General features: G+C 44.3%; 24 protein-coding genes and 1 pseudogene. 6 read left to right on the top strand and 19 right to left on the bottom strand.

Annotated features, from left to right (window positions below; translation table 11 throughout):
- Positions 1–494: 494 nt before the first annotated feature.
- Positions 495–869, top strand: a pseudogene (locus FIS9605_RS0123235) (roadblock/LC7 domain-containing protein); the annotation flags it as partial.
- 555 nt (positions 870–1,424) lie between these two features.
- Positions 1,425–1,937 (top strand): hypothetical protein, encoded by a 513-nt coding sequence (locus FIS9605_RS0123230; RefSeq protein WP_155960488.1) that lies wholly within the window; start codon positions 1,425–1,427, stop codon positions 1,935–1,937.
- A gap of 104 nt (positions 1,938–2,041) precedes the next feature.
- Here FIS9605_RS0123230 and FIS9605_RS0123225 read toward each other — a convergent pair whose 3' ends face one another.
- The 14 genes from FIS9605_RS0123225 to FIS9605_RS44300 form a co-directional block, all read right to left on the bottom strand.
- Positions 2,042–2,194 (bottom strand): photosystem I reaction center subunit IX, encoded by a 153-nt coding sequence (locus FIS9605_RS0123225; RefSeq protein ID WP_026734734.1) that lies wholly within the window; start codon positions 2,192–2,194, stop codon positions 2,042–2,044.
- A 141-nt stretch (positions 2,195–2,335) separates the two neighbouring features.
- Complete coding sequence (locus tag FIS9605_RS0123220) at positions 2,336–2,815, bottom strand: photosystem I reaction center subunit III (protein ID WP_026734733.1); 480 nt, start codon at positions 2,813–2,815, stop codon at positions 2,336–2,338.
- Between the two features lie 330 nt (positions 2,816–3,145).
- Positions 3,146–3,352 (bottom strand): photosystem II reaction center phosphoprotein PsbH, encoded by a 207-nt coding sequence (gene psbH, locus FIS9605_RS0123210; protein WP_026734732.1) that lies wholly within the window; start codon positions 3,350–3,352, stop codon positions 3,146–3,148.
- Between the two features lie 93 nt (positions 3,353–3,445).
- Positions 3,446–4,978: a photosystem II chlorophyll-binding protein CP47 gene (gene psbB / locus FIS9605_RS0123205; RefSeq protein ID WP_026734731.1), complete on the bottom strand. Its 1,533-nt coding sequence runs from the start codon at positions 4,976–4,978 to the stop codon at positions 3,446–3,448.
- A gap of 327 nt (positions 4,979–5,305) precedes the next feature.
- A complete protein-coding gene (psbC, locus tag FIS9605_RS0123195) occupies positions 5,306–6,730 on the bottom strand; it encodes a photosystem II reaction center protein CP43 (RefSeq protein WP_026734730.1) in 1,425 nt (474 codons plus the stop codon).
- A gap of 74 nt (positions 6,731–6,804) precedes the next feature.
- On the bottom strand, positions 6,805–7,866 hold the full coding sequence (psbD, locus tag FIS9605_RS0123190; RefSeq protein ID WP_026734729.1) for a photosystem II D2 protein (photosystem q(a) protein): 1,062 nt from the start codon (positions 7,864–7,866) through the stop codon (positions 6,805–6,807).
- Between the two features lie 199 nt (positions 7,867–8,065).
- Positions 8,066–8,587 (bottom strand): allophycocyanin subunit alpha-B, encoded by a 522-nt coding sequence (gene apcD / locus FIS9605_RS0123180; protein WP_026734728.1) that lies wholly within the window; start codon positions 8,585–8,587, stop codon positions 8,066–8,068.
- 150 nt (positions 8,588–8,737) lie between these two features.
- Positions 8,738–10,972, bottom strand: a complete 2,235-nt coding sequence (locus FIS9605_RS0123175; RefSeq protein ID WP_026734727.1) for a phycobilisome rod-core linker polypeptide — start codon at positions 10,970–10,972, stop codon at positions 8,738–8,740.
- Between the two features lie 87 nt (positions 10,973–11,059).
- The gene (gene apcD / locus FIS9605_RS0123170; protein WP_026734726.1) at positions 11,060–11,539 is read right to left on the bottom strand and encodes an allophycocyanin subunit alpha-B; all 480 of its coding nucleotides are present in this window, start codon (positions 11,537–11,539) and stop codon (positions 11,060–11,062) included.
- Between the two features lie 103 nt (positions 11,540–11,642).
- Positions 11,643–12,128 (bottom strand): allophycocyanin subunit beta, encoded by a 486-nt coding sequence (apcB, locus tag FIS9605_RS0123165; RefSeq protein ID WP_026734725.1) that lies wholly within the window; start codon positions 12,126–12,128, stop codon positions 11,643–11,645.
- Between the two features lie 115 nt (positions 12,129–12,243).
- The gene (gene apcD / locus FIS9605_RS0123160) at positions 12,244–12,720 is read right to left on the bottom strand and encodes an allophycocyanin subunit alpha-B (protein ID WP_026734724.1); all 477 of its coding nucleotides are present in this window, start codon (positions 12,718–12,720) and stop codon (positions 12,244–12,246) included.
- A 255-nt stretch (positions 12,721–12,975) separates the two neighbouring features.
- Positions 12,976–14,061: a photosystem II q(b) protein gene (psbA, locus tag FIS9605_RS0123155; RefSeq protein WP_009453703.1), complete on the bottom strand. Its 1,086-nt coding sequence runs from the start codon at positions 14,059–14,061 to the stop codon at positions 12,976–12,978.
- A gap of 30 nt (positions 14,062–14,091) precedes the next feature.
- Positions 14,092–15,222 carry a photosystem I reaction center subunit IX gene (locus FIS9605_RS0123150; protein WP_026734723.1) on the bottom strand — a complete coding sequence of 377 codons (1,131 nt, stop codon included), beginning with the start codon at positions 15,220–15,222 and terminating at the stop codon, positions 14,092–14,094.
- A gap of 664 nt (positions 15,223–15,886) precedes the next feature.
- Positions 15,887–16,066 (bottom strand): hypothetical protein, encoded by a 180-nt coding sequence (locus FIS9605_RS44300; protein WP_197036114.1) that lies wholly within the window; start codon positions 16,064–16,066, stop codon positions 15,887–15,889.
- A gap of 491 nt (positions 16,067–16,557) precedes the next feature.
- Between FIS9605_RS44300 and FIS9605_RS0123145 the strand changes: the two genes are divergently transcribed.
- From FIS9605_RS0123145 to FIS9605_RS0123135, 3 genes are all read left to right on the top strand, one after another.
- Entirely contained in the window at positions 16,558–17,721 is a 1,164-nt protein-coding gene (locus FIS9605_RS0123145; RefSeq protein WP_026734722.1) for a response regulator, read from the top strand.
- On the top strand, positions 17,708–20,368 hold the full coding sequence (locus FIS9605_RS0123140; RefSeq protein ID WP_026734721.1) for an ATP-binding protein: 2,661 nt from the start codon (positions 17,708–17,710) through the stop codon (positions 20,366–20,368). Before FIS9605_RS0123145 ends, FIS9605_RS0123140 begins: the two co-directional genes overlap by 14 nt.
- Before the next feature lie 92 nt (positions 20,369–20,460).
- Positions 20,461–20,841 (top strand): response regulator, encoded by a 381-nt coding sequence (locus FIS9605_RS0123135; RefSeq protein ID WP_026734720.1) that lies wholly within the window; start codon positions 20,461–20,463, stop codon positions 20,839–20,841.
- 272 nt (positions 20,842–21,113) lie between these two features.
- Here FIS9605_RS0123135 and FIS9605_RS0123125 read toward each other — a convergent pair whose 3' ends face one another.
- The 5 genes from FIS9605_RS0123125 to FIS9605_RS0123110 all read right to left on the bottom strand — a co-directional run bounded on the left by FIS9605_RS0123125 (position 21,114) and on the right by FIS9605_RS0123110 (position 23,672).
- Positions 21,114–21,536, bottom strand: a complete 423-nt coding sequence (locus FIS9605_RS0123125) for a nuclear transport factor 2 family protein (RefSeq protein ID WP_026734719.1) — start codon at positions 21,534–21,536, stop codon at positions 21,114–21,116.
- 19 nt (positions 21,537–21,555) lie between these two features.
- Positions 21,556–22,542, bottom strand: coding sequence for an aldo/keto reductase (locus FIS9605_RS0123120; protein ID WP_026734718.1), 987 nt, complete (start codon positions 22,540–22,542; stop codon positions 21,556–21,558).
- Between the two features lie 227 nt (positions 22,543–22,769).
- Positions 22,770–22,922 (bottom strand): SDR family oxidoreductase, encoded by a 153-nt coding sequence (locus FIS9605_RS46160; protein WP_269321061.1) that lies wholly within the window; start codon positions 22,920–22,922, stop codon positions 22,770–22,772.
- Complete coding sequence (locus FIS9605_RS0123115; RefSeq protein ID WP_026734717.1) at positions 22,919–23,236, bottom strand: DMT family transporter; 318 nt, start codon at positions 23,234–23,236, stop codon at positions 22,919–22,921. The genes FIS9605_RS46160 and FIS9605_RS0123115 overlap by 4 nt, the downstream gene beginning before the upstream one ends.
- Positions 23,237–23,240: 4 nt before the next feature.
- Positions 23,241–23,672 (bottom strand): YybH family protein, encoded by a 432-nt coding sequence (locus tag FIS9605_RS0123110; protein WP_026734716.1) that lies wholly within the window; start codon positions 23,670–23,672, stop codon positions 23,241–23,243.
- Positions 23,673–23,819: 147 nt separating this feature from the next.
- On the opposite strand from FIS9605_RS0123110, the gene FIS9605_RS37885 reads away from it, so the two are divergent.
- A complete protein-coding gene (locus tag FIS9605_RS37885) occupies positions 23,820–24,767 on the top strand; it encodes a LysR family transcriptional regulator (RefSeq protein ID WP_051470104.1) in 948 nt (315 codons plus the stop codon).
- Positions 24,768–24,806 lie beyond the last annotated feature (39 nt).

Raw genomic sequence — 24,806 nt, 5'->3', positions numbered from 1 at the left:
CACTTTTTAACAATACAATTTTCATATCTGAAATAACTAAAGTTATTCCCAATATTTCCAGTCAGTTAAACTTACTCTATCTACTCAAAAAGCCAAACATGAAATCAAATCAATTCCGCCCACTGTTCACTCCACTTACTGTCAGTAAATCAGAAATTATAGTTGAAAGGCTTCTCCTAAACTAGCCGACAAATATCAAACCATCTTAGGAGAGTTTGGCGCGAATATTTCTGGGGAACAACGACAACAAAAGAGCGATCGCAACAGCGATTGTCACGCATTTCTCATGCATCAAAAAAGATGAAGCCGTCTCATATCGGTTTGATTTTTTCAGCCCTTAGCATCAAGTGCAGGAATAAGAAAATGCCTTTAAATCAAAAATATTTAGTTTTGGCTACGGCTGCCTGTCTGTTTTTTCTTGCCAAAGTGCGATCGCATCCCAGCTTTGTCATTTAAATCAGATTATTGAGAAAAAACGTCAAAATAGGGGTTAAAGAGTTATGATTAACGTTTCTATGCTACAAGATGAGCTGCAAAACTTCGTTTTAAACAGCGCTGATGTTCAAGGTGCAACTCTGGCAAGCCCTGATGGCTTAGCTTTAGCTTCTATCCTACCAGCTGGTATGGATGAAGAACGCACCGCCGCCATGGCTGCATCCATGCTATCACTGAGCGAACGCATTGGTGGTGAACTAGTTCGTGGTATTGTAGAGCGTATTGTCGTAGAGGGTGAAAAAGGCTATGGCGTATTGGTTAGTTGTGGCGCTGATGCAGTTTTATTGGTACTCGCTGGCGCCGAAGTTAAGCAAGGCTTATTATTTTTGCAAATTAAACGCGCTGTTTCTAGGATTGCACCCTTGTTAGCTTGACGCTTCGATTCAAAATAGTCCCTACACTGATATTTGGATTGCCGATTTTACATCTTAGAAGGGAGCCTTTAAAAAAATCCCAGCCAAGAACGAATTTTGCCGCAAAAAACAGGCAGGCTTTTTGGGTTAGTCGAAACAACTACATAGCTACTCGAAAAGTTTTATTAAGCCTGCCTGTTTTTCAGTTTTTTTGGCTCCTCATCAGCAAGGCTATTGCCTGTTGCCATCTCCACGAGGGATCTCTCACACTTGAAGAATTAATAAGGCTGGGATTTTTTTCGCGGGCTTGTGCCTTAGCTTCCAACTTCACAGACAAATTTAACTAAGGCTTAAAGTCAGAAGTTCATACTACTGAAATAGCTTGGTGCACGTTCTATCTAATATTAGATTCCAATTCCAAATCTGGTGTTGCTCCCATTGCCAGACAATTTCAAAATCTTAGCTAGGACGGGATCTCCACAAATTCGGCACTTAGATTTTAGATTCCAATTCAAAATTTCAAATTCAGAATAATATTTGTTATTTCACTGAACATACAAATGGAGGGATATTAATATGATGTCAAACACTACAAATGTTACTTTGCGCTCAGAACTTGGAGATTTCAGTAGCATTGTCTTTCTCAAAGCAATACTTACAGGTTTTGAAGAAGCTCTCGGTGAAAAAACTACTGAAATTGCACTCAATGCCTCGGGTCGCAAACTAGGTAAAAATTTAGCTCTTGAGCTAAATTTAGTAAACAAAGGTGCAGCCCTATCTCTGGCAGAAATGAAAGAAAAGATGAATCAGATTTTAGGAAAACAAGGAACTCGTCTGTGCATAATTGACAAGATAGAACTCTCTGAAGACGTCTACAAAGTCTACACTAAAGAAACTTTTTGTTCTGCCGGAGAATCCCAAGGCTCATCGAGAAAGTGTAGCTATACTTTAGGCGTTATTCAAGGTTTTTTGGAAACTGTGTTGAATAAGCGCTTGCGGGGGCAACAAAGCGAGTCCGTTTTGCGTGGCGGTACTTATGATCTGCTAGAATATTCTGTCATAGCGATTAGTACAAAAAAGCTTTTCTAGAGCATTGATTCAGCTAAATTCAGTAAATCGAAAAGTTTTTCCAAAGGGCGATCGCCTAGAACGGGAGTACGTAAAAAAGTGAAATCATTGAAAAAGCCTAGACGTTAGCGCGATGGCAAAGAATGGAAAAAAGTGCCGTATTGCAAACCAGGAAATAGATAATTCAATACGATCAAAATCACAGAAATAATAATCAATGCCAATGTAGCAACTACAGGAGCACTGGAAAGATATCTGAATAAATAACGTGCTTCCATCGTGGTTTCTCCAACATCAATTAAATTGAATTTGTATTTTTATTCTGACTGTTGAGAGAATATCTCTTGAAGTATAAATTATCTTGCCTCAATTACTTGATGTAATGTTACAAACTTTTCAGATATCCTCTCAACATTATTTCAGCGAACTGAAATAGAAATTTCTTCATCCTTAGCAACTAATTCACCAGCTAGTAATTCTTTGATTGCTGCTATAGGCCAAAATAAAGCCATTACCATACAACTGATGAACAACGGTACATCAATAAACACTTCTTTTTCTTCTGCTTTATCTTGTTTTTTAATTGCCTGTAGGTAAGACCGACCACTCCAGCCAATAAAACCAGCAGTATACAGAAATATGGCGATAGGGATTGCTACGTCAACAGCAAGACTAAGGCGGTCAAGAGTGATACGAGGTAGACCATCCTCACCACAAAGTAACTGCGAATAAGCTTTTAATGGCTTTGTAGTGTAATAACTGTCAGGAGCATTTTTCATCCTTTCTACAAATGCAGGTGAATTATAACAAGGAACCAATGTGGTATTTTCTGCCAATGCAGTATAAACAGCGCTAAACCAAATAAAAATTGCTAGAATCAGAGCAAATATTCTTTTCATAATTTTGTTGATTGTTGGTTGTTAGTAGTTAGTGGTTAGTAGTAGTTGTTTTTTTGACATTTAGACATTACCTTCGATTTGCTGGATAAGTGTTGGCTGCATAAATTATCAAGAGAGCGCAAAAAGATACAGCTGTTATCAAACCAAAGAAAACTCCGGTTGCAGTTGAGGCAAATTGCCCCTCACCATACGCTAAATAAATGTGTTGCATTTAAATACCTCAGTTTATTGATTAGTAGTTAATAGTTGATTGCTGGTGGTTAGTAATTATTTAGATCTACTTCCCCTACTTTTCCTACCTCCCACCTGTGATGAGTTGCTTAAGCTTGTTCAACTCATATTGATTCCTTCAAGCAAAATTGAGGAATTGACAATCTCTAAAATCATTAATAAGAAAATAAACAACAACAGCATCAAGGCAGCCATTAGTGGTGTAGTACCCCAACCAGGGGTAACTTTACCTGCCTCAGTATTTAATTTTTTGAATAAATATTGTAAAGGTGCGACTTTTTTGGGTTGAAACTTTTGTGCTTGCATAAATTCCTCCGACTATTTTTGATGGTATTTTTTCCTTCTGTGTAAGCATTCTGTAGAGACGCGCTATTTGAAGCGTCTCTACAGTCTTGGGTTTTAGATAACTGCTTGCTTCTTACGTGTGGTTGTATCTCCCACTTTCTGGAAAACACCAAACTCTACCTGTTCATCAAGTTCTGGGTCAATGCCAGCAAATACATCCCGGTAGATGGCACGAGAACCATGCCAGATGTGTCCGAAAAACCACACCAAAGCAAAGCAAGTGTGGAAAAAGGCAAAAAAGCCCCGGTTACTAGTTCGGAAAACTCCATCGGAATTGTGGATTGTGCGGTCAAATTTAAAAGGTTCACCCAGTAGAGCCTGACGTGCGTACTTCTTCACCGTCATAGGGTCTGTAAACGTTTGACCATCAAGTGTCCCGCCAAAGAAGCTGACATTAACGCCAGTTTGCTCAAAGCTATATTTTGCCTCTGCTCGCTGGAAGGGAATATCTGCACGCACTACACCATCTTTGTCAGTCAGAACAACTGGGAAGGTTTCAAAGAAAGTAGGCATTCGACGAACTGTCAATTCCCGTCCTTCACGGTCTTTGAATACTAGATGACCAAGCCAGCTTTGAGCAACTCCATCTCCATCGACCATTCGACCCACTCGGAATAAACCACCCTTGGCAGGATTATTGCCAATATAGTCATAGAAAGCCAGTTTCTCTGGGATAGCTGACCAAGATTGTGAGAGAGTTTTACCCTCGTCTAAACCAGCTTGCACTCGCCTATCAATCTCTTGTTTGAAGTAGTTTTGATCCCACTGATAACGAGTTGGTCCCCACAGTTCAATTGGTGTGGTAGCAGTTCCATACCACATACTGCCAGCAGCCACAAAACCTGCAAAAAAGAAAGTGGCAAGCGCACTGGCAAGGACGGTTTCAATATTTCCCATCCTTAACCCCCTGTACAGTACCTCGGGGGGTCGAACAACTATATGGAAAAGTCCGCCAATAATTCCCACAATACCCGCTGCAATGTGGTGAGCAACAACCCCACCAGGATTTTGGGGATTAAAACCCTCTGGCCCCCATACTGGTGCAACTCCTTGAACATGACCAGTTAGCCCATATGGGTCAGAAACCCACATACCCGGGCCAAAAATACCGGTGAGATGAAAAGCACCAAAACCAAAGCAGAGTAAACCAGCTAAGAATAGGTGAATGCCAAAAATTTTGGGCAAATCTAAAGTTGGTTCGCCCGTTTTGGAGTCGAAGAATGTGGCGAGATCCCAGTAAAACCAGTGCCAGCAAGCAGCCAGAAACTGAAGACCTGAAAAGACAATGTGAGCTATGGCTACAGTTTCAAACGTCCAAAAACCAGGATCTGCGAAGGTTTCACCTGTAACGCTCCAGCCTTGCCAAGAATTTGTCACTCCCAAGCGTGCTACGAACGGCATTAAAAAACATCCCTGCCGCCACATGGGATTGAGTAGTGGATCGCTAGGATCGTACAAAGCTAGTTCAAACAAAAGCATCGAACCAGCAAAGCCTGCACAAAGGGCATTGTGCATCAGGTGTACAGCAATAAGTCGTCCCGGGTCATTTAAGACCACTGTATGAACTCTATACCAAGGTAATCCCATTGATTGTGCTTCCTTAGTCAAAAGTCAAAAGTCAAGAGTATTAAACTCTTATTTAGAACAAAAGTCGTAGGTATGTACCTGATGCTGAATCAGGAAAAAAATTTTTCAAAAAAACAAAATCACACAAAAAAACATCAACAAAGTTATGTGAACCACGGAGTCAATGATTTGATTTTTTAGCAAATACTGCATAGTCCTAATGGGGAGTGGGGAGATCGGGGATTGGTGATAGAGGATTGGGGATTGGGAAATGGGAAGGGAAGGGAGAGTTTAAGGATTAAGTAATTCCCTATTCCCGATCCCCGATCCCTAATTCCCGATCGCCAACTAATCTAATGGAGGCATGGATAGAACTGGCTCATCTTCTCGGTCTATACCCCTTTCAAAGCCTGCTGCGGCTGCTCGGGCGCGACCGGCATGCCAGAGATGACCAACTAAGAAAAGGAGAGCAAAGACAAAATGTGCAGAAGCTAGCCAGGCACGGGGCCCAACAAAGTTAAAGGAGTTGAGTTCAGTTGCTAAGCCGCCGACAGAATTCAGGGAACCAATGGGCGCATGGGTCATGTATTCAGAAGCACGGCGAATTTGCCAAGGCTGGACATCATGCTGAAGTTTGTCAATATCTAGACCATTTGGGCCACGCAGAGGTTCTAGCCAGGGGGCTTTGACATCCCAAAAGCGCATGGTTTCCCCACCAAAGATAATTTCTCCGGTTGGCGATCGCATTAAATATTTCCCTAGACCTGTTGGCCCTTGCGCTGAAGCGACATTTGCTCCTAAATTTTGGTCACGCACGAGAAAGACTAGCGCCTGAGCATTGGAAGATTCAGCAACTGTCGGCCCGTAAAATTCGCTGGGATAGGCAGTGTTGTTAAACCAGATGAACATCGTGGCAATAAATGCTTGTCCGGCTACATTACCCAAGCTTTGTGAAAGGTAAGCTTCACCCGACCAAATAAAGGCTTTGTGAGTCCACTTAAAAGGCTTGGTAACAATGTGCCAAATACCACCAAGTATCAGCAGCGAACCGATCCAAATATGACCGCCGACTAAATCCTCTAGGTTGTCAACACTAGCAATATTACCTGCTCCACCTGTAAAACCTTTGAACAGATAACCAAAGATGATTCTGGGGTCAAGAGTAGGATTGGTAACAAGGCGTACAGCACCACCTCCAGGTGCCCAGGTGTCATACAACCCACCCCACAACATCGCCTTACCGACAAGTAAGAAGGCGGCGACACCCAGAGCAATAAGGTGATATCCCAAAATGCTAGTGACTTTATCTTTATCGCTCCAATCAAAGTTAAAGAAACCAGGAAGTTTTTGCGGGCCTTTGAGGGAGTGATAGATGCCACCAAAACCCAAAACAGCAGAGCCGATGAGGTGAGCTACAGCGATCGCAAAAAATGGAAAGATATCTACTACCTGACCTCCTGGCCCGACACCAAAACCAAGGGCAGCAATGTGAGGCATTAAGATCAGACCTTGGTCATACATCGGTTTTTCCGGGACAAAGTGAGCGACTTCAAACAGCAACATCGCTCCTGCCCAGAAGGCAATCAGCCCTGCATGGGCAACATGAGCACCTAAAAACCGACCAGATTGGTTAATAAAACGAGCGTTACCAGCCCACCAAGCATATCCAGTGGAGGCTTCATCACGGCCTTCGCTTGGTGAATTGACGATATAAGCAGGTTTCTGAACTTCGTCTTTTGGTTTTGAAACTGTAGAATCAAAGGGCGTTTCCACGGGGTATTACCTCTTCAGGGAATTGAAACTTTTCATGGGGCTAGTCTTGAGTCACCATCCAGGCTCTGGCTCCCTCATTCAGCATTTCCACGGGGCAGTACCTCTTCAGGGAATTGAAACTTTTCATGGGGCTGGTCTTGAGTCGCCATCCAGGCTCTGGCTCCCTCATTCAGCAGGATGTTTTTGGTATAGAATGTTTCAAATTCCGGGTCTTCGGCTGCGCGGATTTCCTGGGATACAAAGTCATAAGCCCGCAGGTTAAACGCTAAGCCCACCATGCCAATAGAACTCATCCACAAGCCTGTGACGGGCACAAACAACATAAAGAAATGCAACCATCGCTTGTTAGAAAAGGCAATCCCGAAAATCTGCGACCAGTAGCGGTTAGCAGTCACAAATGAATAGGTTTCTTCTGCTTGAGTAGGAGAAAAACCTCCGAAAGTGTTAAAGCCTCTGCTGTCTCTAAACAAGGTGTTTTCTACTGTCGCGCCGTGAATGGCACACAACAGCGCACCTCCTAATACACCAGCGACTCCCATCATGTGAAACGGGTTCAGCGTATAGTTGTGGAAAGCTTGGAAGAATAGTAAGAAACGGAAAATTGCAGCGACTCCAAACGAGGGCGCAAAAAACCAGGAAGATTGTCCTAATGGATAAATGAGGAAGACAGAAACAAATACGGAGATGGGAGCAGAAAAAGCGATCGCATTGTAGGGTCGAACGCCAACTGCACGAGCAATCTCAAATTGGCGCAGCATGAAGCCGATTAAACCAAAGACACCATGTAGGGCGACAAAAGTCCACAAACCACCAATTTGACACCAACGAGTAAAATCCCACTGCGCCTCCGGTCCCCACAAAAACAGCAAGGAATGTCCCATGCTATCAGCGGGAGTGGAAACAGCCGCAGTCAGGAAGTTACAGCCTTCCAAGTAAGAACTCACTATACCGTGAGTGTACCAAGAAGTAACGAAAGTCGTACCAGTAAACCAACCTCCAATCGCCAGGTAAGCACAGGGGAAGAGTAACAAACCTGACCAACCGATAAAAACAAAGCGATCGCGTTTCAGCCAGTCATCGAGGACATAAAACCATTCAAACCCCCTTGTCCGTGAGGGTCTAATTGCAATCGTCATAAGAACTTATCCTTTTGCTAAAAAACTTTGAACTAGGGATCGGGGATCGGGGATTGGGGATCGGGGAAAGGTAAAGAATTAGACTTGTCCCCCTTGTCTCCCTTCTCTTACCAATTTTGAATTTTGAATTGATAAGTCCCCCTTGTCCCCCTTGTCCTCCTTGTCCCCCAATCCCCGATCGCCGATCCCCGATCCCCCATCACCAATCCGACCGACCATCATTCATAAAATAAGGAGCACCTGGAAAGGAGAGGGTTTGAATAATGTGGTCGAAATAAGGAGTGACTTCCGCAGCATCTTCATCACCAAGCAGTGCTTGAGCTTCTTCTTTAATACAACGCACTGCCTCAACCCAATTAGAGAGCGGAATTCCTAAAGATTGATACATTTGTTGCATTCCAACTGTGCCAATTTCTGTTAGGGGCTGCTCATTTCCTGCCAAAACACAATAGGCAACTAAGCGGATATACCAACCTTGATCGCGTTGACAGGAAGCTGTTTTCCTCATGTTGCCGCTATTACTGGGTGTCACTGGACACCGCTTCCAGAACTTCTGACTAGCTGTTTCTACAAGCCGATTTTGGTTACTAGCCAAAGTTGTAGCAATGCGAATCCGTTTGTCCCCCGAATGGCAAAAATTTTGAATCATGCGGATTTCTCCGGGAGTAGGATAGCGCATCTGTTCGTCAGCGTTATCAATTACTTGCTTTACGAGACTCATATCAATTTTGGATTTTGGATTTGAGCAATTAGGGGTAGGAAACTAACCCAAATATCAGTAACTTCTTTGTGTCTTAGCGTCTTGGTGGTGAAAAAATCTTTTTTGAAACACCAAGACACAAAGACACCAAGAGAAACAAATTTTTCTCAATCAGACAGGATTGATATAGCTTTCTTCGCTTTCAGACTCAATCACTGGAGTTAATTCTGCTTCCAGCTTTTGTTCTTGGAGGTTAGTCTCACACCCATTTACCAACTCTGGCAAAGTTTGTGTTTCTCCGTTGCGGTGGTTGGGAACAAACCTGTCTAATTCTGATGGGGATGACAGCAAAGATTTTTCCGACAGATTTACAGCGTAAGACGCTTTAGGCGATCGCATTGCAAAACCTCTGGGGGTAACATAGCGTTCATAAGGAACCGTATCTTCTCCAAAAGTTTGCATATATTCTGGGCTATCGATCATTTCATCAATCAGCGCGTAAAAGCCTTGATTTGCAGAGATGTCGTAGTAATGATTCATTTCTTGTCGCCCATAGGTAGGACGACCCAACAAGCGCCGATGGATGTATTCAATCGCCTTAGTTACGTACAGTGGTTCCCAAAACATACTGCGGAATAATTTAGATTTGGCTAACTGGCGGATAAACTCCCGCATTGTAATTGCACCACTTAGGAGCGCTGATTCTGCAACTGTTATACGCTGACCCTCAAAGACATCGCGTCCAAATACCTGCCGATAAGCACCCTGAATCACTGCGGACAGGGAATTTTTCGTTAGGCTGACATTGGGTGGTGCTTGTTTACCATTTACTGGATGATCTAACTTGATTACCCTTCCCACAGTGCCTGGAACTTGTCCCAAGCCATTCGAGCTAATCAGAATGCGGCGGTTATCTTTACCAAAGGGTGCAGGACTGTGGAGAGTCGTTGCGGGTAAAGTATCTACAGGGAAAATTGCACCAAATTGAATTTCGAGGGGGTCGTTACCAGAACCGTAAGGATGCTGATTGGGTAATGGTTTGGTGTATTTGCCAAACAGTGTCACAAACTGGGGTACTTTGTGCACAGCAGCGCTGTACTTAAACAAATCTATCTGCGGCCCCCAATTACGGCACTCCTGAGCTTCTTGTCCCAAGCCACGCAGATATGGTACTGTTTCCTCGCCAAAGTAGTCAGCGTATTCTTGGGAATCTACCAAAGTGTCAACTAGCTTGGGTAAACCACCTTTGGTAACTACAGCAAAGTATTCTTGGAACTCTTCTAGAGAACTCAATCCCCGTCCCAAAAAGTGACGCATTGCCAATTCAATCACGCGACTGATGGTATAAGGCTCCCAGAAAAGTCTGCGGTAGAGGCGAGATTTACCCAAACGACGAACAAATTCCTTCATGGAAATTTGTCCACCCTTGACTTGGGACTCCAATTCATCTACAGGGAAACCATAGGTAGCAGTCACATCGCGCTCAAAGACTTGCCGATAGGCAGCTTTAATTACTGCTTGCTTTTCTGTCTCTGGTAAGACCGACTTCATCACATACTTGAGTCGCACGAGTGAGGCGATCGCATAACTTTGAGGCAATACCAAACCCTGCTGCTCGTTGGAAACCCCTATTCTTAGTTGGGCTGGAGGTTTTTCAACAAGGTATTCCGATATCAATACTTCAAAATTATGCTTGATAATTTCCTGTGCCTCAGCATCATTTGCAAAGTAGCTGAGGGATTGACGTTGCATTTCCTTAAGAGCAACAACAGTAGCATCTGTTACATCTTCTGGAATGATGCCGCGCAAGCCTCTGGCATTGGCTGACAAAATACTAGTATCACCAGCAACAATTGCAAAAGTTATATACCGTAAAAACCATGCTAAGTCTCGCATAGACCGTTTCATTCTCGTCGGCCCGTAGCGAGAAATATTGATAAAACGGAAACCCTCCGGAAGTGGATCTCTATCAGTGAAGAGGGTACGCGCTTGTTCCCACCAACTCCTCAAAGGATTGAAAAATCTTGGCGTTGGTATTAAATTCAGCCGTTCCTTATCCAGAACATTACCATTTCTGCGTGCTGCACTCAGGAAATCCTCACCCACATAGTAACCAGAACCTGGCAATCCTAAAAGATCTTGAGGTTTTTCCAAGTAATCCATTGGAAAACCGCCAACAAAAATCCGATTTGCCCCCACAGATACAATTTCGTCTGCATTTTTAGTTAGCGTTTCTACAATTTCTAAACGCTTATTACCAGAACTAAAAAATGACTTTAGCTCTTGAAGTTCAGTACGCTTTAAACAACGCTCCTGTTGTTCTGCTTGTGAAATAACTGCAATAGGTACAGTTTGATATAGTTGTGGATGAGCAACTGAACTACTACTACTTGCTTTAGCACTCATTTCTTATTTGTTGGTTGTTGTTTGTTATTTGTTGTTTGTTGGTTGTTAGTATTAGCTACTAACCACTAACTACTAACTACTAACCAATTAAGGCATCAAACTCTGAATCAAATAGTCAAAATAAGGTGCTACTTCGGTGACATCTTCTAAGGTAAATAAGTCTAAAGATACTTCTTTAAGGCAACGAATTGCTTCCACTAGATTGGGTAGGGGAATTTCTAGAGATTCGTACATTTCTTTAACTCCAATAGTGCCAATTTCTGCTAGAGGCTCTACATCTCCCACTACCACAGCATAAGTAATCAAACGAATGTACCAACTTTGATCGCGCAAGCACGAATTCCGATACATTCTATTGCCGCTATTACTAGGCGTATTTGGACAGCGTTCCCAAAATTTTAGACTTGCCTTTTCTACAATTTTTTGTTCATTTTCCGTCAGAGTCACGGCAAGATTCAGCCGAGAAACTCCACTTTCATAAAACTCTTGAATTGCGCGTAACTCACCCGCGTTGAGATACCGAGCTTCGCGATCGGCATTTACAATTGATTTTATAATAATGCTCATTGGAAATAGGAAATTGTTAATTGCTAGTAAAAAAGTATGAATTGGAAATTGGGAATGGGAGTTGATGATTAATCGTTTTTCCCTATTCCCTATTTATTGGTCTTCAGCTCAAGCCAGAAGCAATGTAGTCGAAATAAACACCCATTTCTTTACCTGCATCAGCACCTATCATGCTATTAGTTACTTCCTTCATTGCTTGCACTGATCGTATAGTTGCACCAATGGGAACACCCAACGAGTTATAAGTTTCCCTCAAACCATTCAGAATGCGCTCGTCTAAAATTGAGGGATCGCCAGCCAACATGGCGTAGGTAGCATAGCGCAAAAAGTAATCTAAGTCTCGAACACAAGCAGCATAACGACGACAAGTATACATATTGCCACCAGGAGCCGTGATATCTGTATAAAGCAGAGATTTGGCTACTGTCTGAGTAACGATAGTTTTGGCATTAGCACTAATCGTAGTAGCAGCACGCGCTCGCATATCACCAGTATGATAGTAATGTTGTAGCTTGTCTAAAGAATTGTTATCTAGGTATCTGCCTTGAACGTCAGAAGAATTAATCAAAGAAGTAATTGCGTCTTGCATAATCTTGTGTCCTTAATTTGAGTATTCGAGTAATAGATATTTAAGAAAAGACGAAAAATGAAGTATAAATTTATTTTTTATTTTTCATACTTCATTCTTCATCCGTTCCTTTGTTCTATGACAACGCTCTAATGATGTAGTCGAAATATGGACCTACCTCAACAGCATCTTCCTCACTCATCATGGATACAGCTTCTTCTTTAATGCAGCGCATTGCTTCCACTATATTTCTGAGTGGGATCTCTAAATTGTTGTACATTTCTTTAATGCCAACAGTGCCTATTTCTTCCAAGGGTTTCTCACTGCCCGCTAAGATTGAGTAAGCAACTAAGCGAACATACCAACCCTGGTCACGCTGACAGGAAGCTGTTTTCCGCTCGTTGCCACTATTACTAGGAGTATTAGGACAGCGTTCCCAGAATCTCTGGCTGCCACGTTGCACAATGAGTTGTTCATTTTCTGCCAAGATTTTTGCAATCCGAATTCGTTGGTCTCCTGTTTTCACAAAGTCTTGAAAAATTCTTAGCTCTTTAGGAGCAGGATAGCGAGATTCACTATCAGCATTCAGAATTAATTCGGTGATGACGCTCATTAATTACTCCTGATTTTTTAGTTAGTGGTTAGTGGTTAGTAGTTAGTGGTTAGTAGTTGGTAGTTGGTAGGGGCGAAGCATTTGTACGAAAATATTTCATTTTGAATTCAAAATATCCATACAAATGCTTTGCCCGTACAGTTGTTAGTAGCTTACAAACAACAACCAACCAACCAACAACCAACAACTAACAACAAATCGATTAGGAAATGGTTCAGTTGTCAGGGAGGAATCAAACTGACAACTGAAAACCGACTAGGCAGTGATGGAAGGCGCTGTGATTGCTACAGGAACAGCTTCACCACCAGCAAGATCCAGTGGGAAATTATGAGCATTCCGTTCGTGCATCACTTCAAAACCTAAGTTTGCTCGGTTCAACACATCAGCCCAACTGGGGAGTACACGTCCCTGAGAATCAAGAATGGAATTATTGAAGTTGAAGCCATTCAGGTTAAACGCCATTGTGCTGATGCCTATAGCAGTACCCCAAATACAAATCACTGGCCAAGCTGCAAGGAAAAAGTGCAATGAACGGCTATTGTTAAAGCTGGCGTACTGGAAAATTAGGCGACCGAAGTAACCATGTGCTGCAACGATGTTATAGGTCTCTTGTTCTTGACCAAATTTATAACCGTAGTTCTGCGATTCTAATTCTGTGGTTTCACGGATGAGACTAGATGTCACTAGTGAACCGTGCATTGCACAGAACAGCGAACCTCCCAAGACTCCAGCGACTCCAATCATGTGTAAGGGATGCATGAGAATGTTATGTTCGGCTTGGAACACAAACATAAAATTGAAAGTGCCGCTGATACCCATAGGCAGACCGTCAGAGAAGCTGCCTTGTCCAATTGGGTAAATCAAGAATACTGAAGTTGTAGCGGCAAGAGGGGCGCTGTAGGCAACTGCAATCCAAGGACGCATTCCCAGACGGTATGATAATTCCCACTCACGCCCCATGTAGCAAGCAAGGGCTGGAATGTAGTGGAAACCAATCATTTGATATGGCCCGCCGTTGTAGAGCCATTCGTCCATAGAAGCTGCTTCCCAAATGGGGTAAAAGTGCAGTCCAATCGCGTTGGACATAGGAACTACGGCGGCGGTAATGATATTGTTGCCGTAGAGTAGTGAACCAGATACTGGTTCGCGGATGCCGTCAATATCCACTGGGGGAGCGGCAATAAAGGCGATCGTAAAGACGCAGATAGAAACTCCTAACAAAGGAATCATCAAGACGCCGAACCAGCCAATATACAGACGATTTTCGGTACTTGTTACCCAATTGCAAAACCTATCCCACGTTGGGAAACGGCTCGTTGGTCGTGTGGAAATAGTAGTCATAAAAAATTCCAAATTGAAAATTCAAGATGCCTACTTCCAAGGCACTACTTCACTTGCTGTTAAGTTTTCAGGGAAGTCATAAATATGGCGTTCATCTAAAATTTTTATCCCTAAAGAAGCCCAATCAATTGTGTCTGCCCAAGTGTGAATAATCTGCCCTTGGCTTTTGATCTCAGGCTGATGGAATTGCAAGTAGTCAAAGTCAAACGCAGCGATGTCTACACCTAAAGCCGCAGACCAAATTCCTGCTACTGGTAAAGCTGCCAAGAAGAAGTGCAATGTGCGAGAGTTAGGAAAACTGACACGATGCCATATCAAGTGCCATAGGTAAACTTGGGCAAACCTAAAATTATAGGTTGGGTGTTGTTGACCAAGTTTGTACCCTTTGTTAATTGATTCAGACTCGCTGTGATTATGGCTGCGAGTTAGGGTAGATGTGACTAAGGAACCGTGCATTGCAGCCGCAAAAGCACCACCCAAAACCCCAATCACTCCTAACTGATGCAAAGGACTCATCAAGATGTTGTGGTCTGCTTGAAACTGCAACATGAAGTGAAATGTGCCAGATATTCCTAAAGGCATTCCCGCAGATAAGCTACCCTGTCCAACTGGGTAGATTAACAACACTGAGACAGCTGCGGCAACGGGAGCGGTAAATGCTAAAGAAACCCACGGACGCATTCCCAAGCGATAGCTCAGTTCCCATTCCCGGTCTTGATAGGCGATGATGCCAATCAAAAAATGCAGCACAATCATTTGATATGGCCCGCCATTGTAAAGCCACTCATCAAGAGAAGCAGCTTCCCAAATCGGATAAAAATGCAGACCAATTGCAGCCGATGTTGGCACAACAGCAGCAGTGATAATGTTATTCCCAGAAAGTATTGAACCGGAAATGGGCGCACCTATTCCATCCATGTCTACAGGAGGAGCAGCGATGATGGCGATGATAAAAACAGTCGTTGCTGTTAAGATGCATGGAATCATCAACACACCAAACCAGCCAATATATAGCCTGTTTTCTGTGCTAGTAACCCATGAACAAAATTTTTCCCAATGATTAACTTTTTTGCGTCTTTCTGAGAGTTTGTTTGCTGTTGGCTCAGAAGTGTAATCGCTACTATCTGAGGTTGCAATTACATGGTCTGACTCTAGCTTCATACTCAATACATCCTCACTGAATGGGCAGGAGTTTCCATCGCAGCACATTCTCACACCAGAGGCGATGGGCTATATATTTGCAGTCAAACCTTCATCAGCTACGACGAAAATATTATTCAAGATTGATGAAAAGCAGAATAGTGAAAAAACATGAAGAACTAATGAAGGAATTAATTTTATTTACAAAACTTCACAAAATAATAGTTGATTAAGTAAATCTGAGCAGATTTTCAATAGTGGTTCGCAGTCAGAACTTTAGTGCTTCTTTGCCACACAAGATCCCCGACAACGCTTGCGGATACTGTTGGCAAATGGTGGGTGGGCTGACCCCTCACCCCAACGATTTTATAGGTTTTTCGGACAACATTCATGGTGCGATCGCGTCCTGGAATAGCCCCTAGTTGTTTATTTCTCGTTGATGAGGGGTGTCACCCCTGACTCGCCAGCTGCATCCTTTAAGAAGTCGGGGATCTTTAAAGATTTTTCGCCTTAAAGTACTCTAGAAGTTATAAAAATAAGTAAAGAAACTAAAACTTTCTTGAAGCTAATTAACTAGTTTTGTGAGAAATCTGTTAATAATGATTGTAATCGTAAACACCATAATCCTTCTCTTTTGTTACTTTAGACCGAGAATAATCTGAAACCCCTTTTTTACGTATTTTTTTCAATAAGAGGATTTAAATGACAAAGCTGGGATGCGATCTTCGTAGCTCCTCCCTTTGGGAGGCTGGCGCAATTCATGATAATGTTTAAGGCTCAAGATACAACCAGTATTTTTCTCTCCTCTTAGTAACAAAAGCGTCCGAGGAAAGCGATCGCCTGACCAATTGATGTAAAGAAACATTTCTGTTTATTAGAGGAGGGATAATACATTTAGTAGCTCAATTCTCCTAAACTCGGAAAATGTTAGTAACAGTTGTTGTGAACAATCAGTTATTTTTTTATTAACCAAATTTTTTGATTCTCCTGATTTTGATTTTCTGGCTATTATCTCTGAATTAATTCATAACTTACGCATTTTAACAAAATACTTTCCTTTTGTAGACCGAGCCTTTTCAAAGGGAGTGGGGCGATCGCATGGCAATTCTACAACGCTGCTTGTTAAAAAAGTGAAAGGTGAAAAGGCGAATATTCCCTGTTTATCTTTCTCTTGAATTCTTTCTTTGACATCATCGAAAGATGATCGGAAAAGTCAACTGATTAATTGCGAATGTCACGCTTGATAAATCGGCATGGAAAAGCGGAAAATTTTTATTAAACATATCTCCGCATTGTTAAAGCCCAAAGACAAGCGTGTGATTTCATATATTCCGATTAATAACAGGGCGATATTTCATGAGACTTTTATTAGTTGAAGATGATGAGTGTATTGCCAATACTCTAGAAAATATCCTTGGGAATCACCATTATGTTGTCGATGTTGCCAATGATGGAGAATTGGGTTGGGAGCTTGTAGAGGCTTTCAACTATGACTTAATTTTGTTGGATGTCATGCTACCGAAGTTGGACGGTATTCAGCTTTGTCAAAAGTTACGTTCTCATAACTATCAAGCTCCCGTGCTGTTATTAACAGCGCAAAATTCTAGCACTCATAAAGTGATGGGCTTAGATGCTGGAGCAGATGATTATCTTGTTAAACCTTTTGACATGTCAGAATTATTAGCTCGAATTCGGGTTTTATTGCGGCGGCGTCATTCACCTATACAAACAGTTTTGGAATGGGAAAACCTGCGTCTTGATCCTGGTAAATGTGAAGTTACCTATAACAGTCATCTTCTAAATTTGACTCCCAAGGAATATCGTTTGCTAGAGCTTTTCCTTCGCAACGGACATCAAGTTTTTAGCCGCGGCGACATTTTAGAACACCTGTGGTCAATAGAAGAAGCTCCCCAAGAGGATACAGTTACAGCTCACATCAAAGGTTTGCGACAAAAACTCAAACAAGCAGGAGCGGAGAATAATTTTATTGAAACGGTGTATGGTCTGGGTTATCGCCTGAAAGTACCTACATCTTCTCAAAAATTGCCACAACAGACAAAAGAAAATCACAGATTGAATGGTGTAAAACCAAGTACAAAACAACAGACAAGAGATTTATGTTACGAGACTAAAGATTTACAGAATGGTATACAACAAACTAAAGCAGCGCTAACTAAATTATGGGAGAAGCTGAAAGTTAAGAGTTGCGATCGCATCATCATCCTAGAGCAAGCTACAGCAGCATTACTAGAAAACAACTTGGGAGACGAATTAAGACAACAAGCACAACAAGCTGCACATAAACTGGCGGGGGCTTTGGGCATCTTTGGTTTTACCAAAGGTTCACGTTTGGCTTTTGAAGTTGAGCAGATGTTGCGATCGCAAATGAGCATTAATCAAAGTCAAGTGTTGCATTTGTACAACTTGGTTATAGCCTTGAAGCAAGAAATACAGCAGCCTGCGTTTGCAGAACTAGAGAAAATACTTTGCCACGATGTTTTAGATGATGCCATCGAATAATCCCCATTCAAAGGCGTTAAATGACACTAGCACTGCTGGTGAAAAGCAAATCACTTCCTTGGAAGTTCTGCTACATCGGATGATGAATCGCATCCGTCAATCTGTGGAATTACCAGCGATACTCTCAATAACTGTTGCTGAAATACGTGGATTCTTGGAGACTGACCGCGTTAAAATCTATCGATTTGATACAGATGGCAGTGGTGAAGTTGTGGCAGAGTCGGTTGATAAAGAACGTCTGCCATCTTTACTAGGGCAACACTTCCCTGCTCAGGATATTCCATCTGAAGCTCGAGAATTATTTTTGTTGGCTCGTCAGCGTTCAATTGTAGATGTAGCAGCACAACAAATTGGACTGAGTCCTCTTCCAGAAGCTGACGAATCCATCGAACTCAAAAATGATATTCGGTTTCGCTCGGTAGACCCCTGTCATGTAGAATACCTCACCTCAATGGGAGTGCTATCTTCTTTAGTAGTGCCAATTTTGCATCGCGAGCAATTATGGGGTTTATTAGTTTCCCATCATAGTTTACCGCGTCAAATAACAGAGCAAGAATTACAGGCGGTGCAGTTAGTCGCAGATCAATTATCAATTGCGATCGCTCAATCTACTCTCCTCGAACAAAGCCGCCTCCAAGCCCAACAAGAAGCCACAATTAATCGCGTTGCCAAGCTGCTGCACTCCATGACTGAGATGCAACTGCAACAAGCACTAGAGTTAACTGTATCAGCGCTACAAGGCGCAGGTGGCAGAATTTGCATCACCCCCCAGAACCCTGCTGAAGAAGCACAGTTGTTCACCATCGGAGAACAGCCGATTTTTCCTGTTAATCAGGGGAGCAGGAGACAAAGGAAACAAAGAGGACAAGGGGGAGTAATAAATTCTTCATTTTCCCCCCTCGAAGAACATCCCAGCTGGCGAGAATGGCTAAATATGGAAGCAACTGTTGTTGAGGGAAGCCAAATTTGGGCTGTTAATGATTTGTATCAAGCGGCACTACAGTCAGATTTAGCACAAGCGTTTTTGAGGGCTAGAATTCGTAGTTTGCTGATCGTTCGTTTGCAATATCGGCAGCAGATTTTGGGTTATTTAAGTATTTTTCGTAACGAAATAGACGTAGAAACTATCTGGGCGCGACGACCAGACCGCGATGATGAGAGACATTTGTCCCCGATTAAATCCTTTGAGGTGTGGCGAGAGTTGAAGCGAGGTCAAGTCCAAGAATGGAAAACTACGGAAATTGAACTCGCCCAAGCTTTGGCTAGTCACTTTGCAATGGCAATTCATCAATATCAACTGTATCAGCAAGTCAATGCTCTCAACGCCGACTTACAGTGCGATATTGAAGAGCGCAAGCAAGCTGAGAAAAAAATCTGTGCATTGAATGCCGAATTAGAGCAACGAGTCCAAGAGCGAACCACAGAGTTACGACGAGCCAATACGCGATTGTTGGAAGAAATTAACGAACGAGAACGCGCACTTCGCGATCGCAAGCAAACACAAGCCTCACTAGAACGTCTGAGTCGGCAAAGCGAGTTAATTTTAAACTCAGCCGGCGAGGGAATTTACGGTTTAAATTGTCAGGGCAAAATTACTTTCGTAAATCCAGCAGCAGCAAGAATGCTCGGATATGGGGTGAAAGAACTAATCAATCAATTTATGCACGAAATTGTTAAGCATTCTAGAGCCGACGGTGTTCGCTATTTTTTAGAAGACAATCCCATCTATGCCACCTTGCAAGATGGAACAGTACAACATATCACTGACGACATATTCTACCGCCGCGATGGGTCAAAATTTCCAGTCGAATACGTCTCTACACCAATTCGAGAACAAAAAACAATTGTTGGTGCTGTAGTTATCTTTAAGGATATTACCGAACGACAAATAATAGAACGGATGAAGGATGAATTTGTCTCTGTCGTCAGCCATGAATTGCGAACACCTTTGACCTCAATTCGTAGTGCCTTGGGTTTGTTGGCACGGGGTTCCTTAAACAATCAACCTGAAAAAAGTCAACGGATGTTAGAAATTGCCTTTGATAACACCAACCGTTTAGTACGCTTGATTAATGACATCCTTGATATTGAGCGCATCAATTCAGGCAAAGTGACGATGCACAAACAGATATGTAACGCCGCAGACTTGATGATTCAGGCTGTAGATGAGATGCGAGCAATGGCTGAGAAAGCAGAAATTCACCTAGAACTGACACCAGCATCAGTGCAGTTATGGGCAGATCCAGACCGCATAATCCAGACAATTACCAACTTACTCAGCAACTCCATTAAATTTTCGCCTCCAGGTAGCACTGTATGTCTGAGTGTTGAACTTGAACAAGAAGGGGAAGTGAAGAAAGTGGGGGATGTGGAGGAAAATAAATTGGAAAATAAACTTATTACTCCCCCTACCTCGTATCTCTTGTTCCAAATCAAAGATCAAGGGCGAGGTATTCCTGAAGATAAACTAGAAACAATTTTTGATCGCTTTCAGCAAGTCGATGCTTCTAACTCCCGTCATCAAGGGGGTACTGGCTTGGGATTAGCAATTTGTCGCAGCATAATACAACAGCATGGAGGCAAAATCTGGGCAGAGAGCACTTTAGGGAAGGGTAGCACTTTTTATTTCACGTTACCTATTGGTTAGTGATTGGGGAAAGGGGAAAGGGTAAAATACCAATCACTAACCACTAACAACTAACAACCAACAACCAACAACCAACAACCAACAAATTACAAATGACAAAACGCATTTTGATTATTGATGATGAACAGGATATCCGAGAAACTACTCAGATGTGTCTAGAGATAGCTGGCGGATGGGAAGTCCTAACAGCAGTTTCCGGTAAAGAAGGTCTGGTCAAAGCTGCGGCAGAAAAACCTGATGTCATTCTCTTAGATGTGATGATGCCGGATATGGATGGGTTGACAACCTTGCAAAACCTCCAGAAAAATCCGAAAACCCAAAATATTCCGGTAGTTTTGCTGACAGCAAAAGCACAGGCTGCTGAACAACGTCAGTTTACTCAACTCAAGGTAGCGGCGGTAATTACCAAGCCCTATGACCCTTTTACCTTATCCGATCAAGTGCTACAGGCATTGATTGGTAGGTCAGTGTGATGCCATTTTAGATTGTGGATTTTGGATTGGAAATTGCCTTCTGTGTCTGGGTTTCATGAATGCATCTGCCGCAATCATTTTTTAAATTGGTATAACGCTGTTTTTTGTTTTCTCAGCAGCTCATGCAATTGCTCTGCTGACTCAAATATTTCTACTTTGGTGGCTCCAGCCATTTAGTCAGTATTCAAGCAACTTACTTTCTCTTTAATCACCAATTAAGCAAGGCCCTTCCGTGTGCTTCACTCTGGCACAGCCGCGATCGCATCGATTATTTAGGATCTGTTAACCGTCTGCGCGGCGGTGTGTGCTCTGCTTACGGCGGCGGTGTCTACGTATTCGCGAAAATGGGTTACTTTGCCACTTTTGATGATCCAAACGTGCGTCCAAGCTGAGGCGGAAATTCTGCCCGTAGATTTGACGCGCATAGAGAAACGGCCCAAAACCACCACTTTGTTGCCTTGCGCGATAAACTCCTCCGGCTCAAATTCGACAACATCTTGCACTTGGGCAAGTGTGCTGAAGAATTGTCCGACTTGTTCCCGTCCGCGCCACGTTCCGGCAAACGGCACGTTTTCCATTTCGGGCAGTTGCCATTGAACATCTTCGGTCAACAAATTCAAGAGCGATTGCACGTCGCCTTCGCTTTGATATTGATACGCCTGTTGCACCAATTGCCTATTTGCTTGTTCATTCATGGTTTTTCTCCTTTGAGTTCTAGCGGTTCACTTCACTCATTCCTGAACTGGGGTAGCGATCGCCCACGGCTATGCTTTTTGGTGCAACGGCTTCAATCCGGCTCAGATCTTCTGCTGTAAGCTGAATATCTGTTGCAGTAACATTCTCCTCCAGATATTTGCGCTGCTTGGTGCCTGGAATTGGAACGATGTCTTCTCCCTGAGCTAATAGCCATGCCAGGGCGAGCTGACTAGGGGTCACTCCTGTTTCAGCGGCGATCGTTTTCACCTGCTCCACCAGTTGCAGATTTTTGTAGAAATTCTCTCCCTGGAAGCGAGGGAAGAAGCGGCGAAAGTCGTCTGCTGGAAAATCATCCGGGCTGGTAAACCGTCCTGACAGGAATCCTCGACCCAGTGGGCTGTAGGGCATAAATCCGATACCCAATTCCCGCACTGTAGGCAGAATCTCATCTTCTGGCTCACGGCTCCAGAGGGAATATTCTGTTTCCAACGCTGAAAGGGGATGAACGGCATGAGCGCGTCGAATGGTGACTGGTGCAGCTTCCGAGATGCCGATATAGCGTACTTTGCCTTGCTCCACTAGCTCAGCCATTGCACCAATGGTCTCTTCAATAGGCACCTCTGGGTCAACTCGGTGCTGGAAGTAGAGGTCAATCACATCCACGTCTAGCCGCTTCAACGATGCATCACAGGCTTGACGCACATACTCTGGCTTACCGTTAATACCGTTCCACCCACCCTCTTGCGATCGCACAACTCCAAACTTTGTTGCGATTACCACCTGATCGCGGTGGTTTTTGATGGCTCTCCCTATCAACTGTTCATTGGTAAAAGGACCGTACATATCAGCAGTATCCAGTAAGGTAATGCCGAGATCCAGTGCTCGATGAATGGTTGCGATTGCTTCTCGATCATTCTGTCCACTATAGAACTCGGACATTCCCATACAACCCAGTCCTAGTTCTGAAACCACAAGTCCTTGATCGCCAAGTTTGCGAGTTTTCATGTCAGTCTCCTTAATTGATTTCTCAAATACAAGATGAAACAGAACTTGAATCCTCCTCATCCTCAAACCACTTTCAGCTTAGAAACTGGATGGAGAAGGAACCTCTGAAGAACGTCTCGATTTCATCTAAGTGAAGAGTCGAGTCTGGTCTAAATTGGCTCTGACTTTCGTTGATGCAAAAGGGATTCTTCCAATGTCTTCCCAGATTGAACAAGAGTATGCGATTGTTACTGCGCGGTGTAACCACCATCCATCAGGTGGAAACTGCCGGTGGCAAAGGAGGCATGCTTTGACAACAGGAAACAAACCATCTCTGCAACTTCCTCAGAGGGTGATCGAAGCGCCTGCGACAAGCTGATACGGCGCCAGAAGTGACTCACGTCTCGATGAGTTTAAGGCCGATCATCCCAGCAAGTATGAGCCCGATGAGCGCAAGTCTTATGGATGAAGCGCTCTCACCAAACATGACGATGCCGATCAGCGCTACGCCTACGGTGCCAATTCCGGTCCATACGGCGTAGGCGGTGCCGATCGGTAGATCCCGAAGGGCAAGCGTGAGCAGATAGAAGCTGGCAATCGCCGCACCAATACCCAATGCACTGGGTTCAAATCGGGTCCAGCCCTTGCTGTATTTGAGCGAGGCCGCCATCGCAATCTCGAGGATGCCAGCCGCGAATAGTAGAGTCCAAGCCATTTCCCTATCCTCCGTCCGTGTGCGGCGGCCGATCGATCGCCCAGGAGGCGTCCGCCCCCCACGGATGATCGATGAAGAAGACCCACTCGCCGTTCGGCAGGCGGCGCATGACCTCCATGCCATGGTGATGGACTTCGATAGGCTTGCCATTTTTATCGCTACCCGCGATCCGCCACTGCGATCGGCACAGCGCAAAATCGCCCGACACGGTCGTGTGGTGCACGACCACGTCCATGTGCGGCTTCAGCCCGATGTAACCCGCCATGGTCTCGCGGATGCCATCGGCACCGCGCGCCACGATGTCACTGCCATGCACCTGTTCCAGGCGTACGACGCTCGCCTCCGGGTGATACATTGCCGCGGCGGCTTCGATATCCTGTGTGTTGAAGGCTCTCGCGAGCCAGAGATCGACGAGTTCCGGTGAGGGTGCGCCCATAATCATCTCCTTTCACTGCTGAACAAGAGGTCGCCCAAGGCCTTTCTCTGGATTTCGATCCGAGGGGATTAGCGACCTAGTACCCCGATTTTAGGTTATGCTATGCGGCACAACAACTCGCAATAAATGCATTTGGAGTGTGCAAAGATGCAGGATACGGACTGGGACGATCTGCGGTATTTTCTGGCGGTGGCGCGGGCTGAATCGCTGTCGGGCGCCGCCAAGTACTTGAACGTCAATTACTCGACCGTGCTGCGCCGGCTTGGTCGGCTGGAGAACCGGCTGCGCGTGCGGCTCTTCGAGCGGCTGCCCAGCGGCTACGTCATGACGCCGGCGGGTGAGATCCTGCGCGAGCAGTTGCGCGGCGTAGGCGATCGGATCGAGGCGGCGCAGCGCCAGTTGACCGGTCTCGATCTACGGCTGTCCGGCACGATCCGGCTGACGAGCACCGACACCTTAATGCACGATCTGTTAATGCCTCACCTGGTCGAGTTCCGAAAGGCTCATCCAGGCATCCAAATACAGCTCGCGATCAACAACAACTTTTTGAGCCTGAGCAAACGCGAGGCTGATGTCGCGGTTCGGCCCTCGAACAAACCGCCTGAGCATCTGATCGGGCAAAGGGTTGGGCGTATCCAAACGGCGGTCTACGCATCCAAAACGTATCTCAAGAGATTTACCAAAAGGCTTTCTACAGAAGAGCCAGACTGGACCGACTTCGATTGGGTTGCTCCGGACGAAGAGCTAGCCTACCTGGCGCAGACCAAATGGATGCGACAGCACGTACCCGAGGAGAACATCGCGATGCGCGTGAACAGCTTGGCGGGCATGGTGGAGGCAGTGCGGCATGACATGGGTGTAGGCCTGCTGTTGTGTCTGCTGGCCAAACCGACGCGCGAACTCGTGCGAGTTACCGAGCCCATTCCGAAGCTGGATACCCAGGTCTGGATCCTGACGCATCCGGATCTTAAATCGGTTACCAGGGTTAAGGCACTTACTGATTTTCTGTACGCGCGGTTGACCGACTCAGAATTCTTGATCCGGAATGAGCAACCGACATCAGCAGCCACACCCAAGAGGCGAATGACGAAATAGTAGGCTTACGGCTCTTCAGGCACTCGCTCGCAGATGAAA

Origin of the sequence: Fischerella sp. PCC 9605, assembly GCF_000517105.1 — a bacterium.
In the GTDB taxonomy this organism is placed as follows: Bacteria; Cyanobacteriota; Cyanobacteriia; order Cyanobacteriales; family Nostocaceae; genus PCC9605.
Note: the sequence above shows the minus strand (reverse complement) of the source record. Positions and strands in the feature narration are given on the sequence as shown.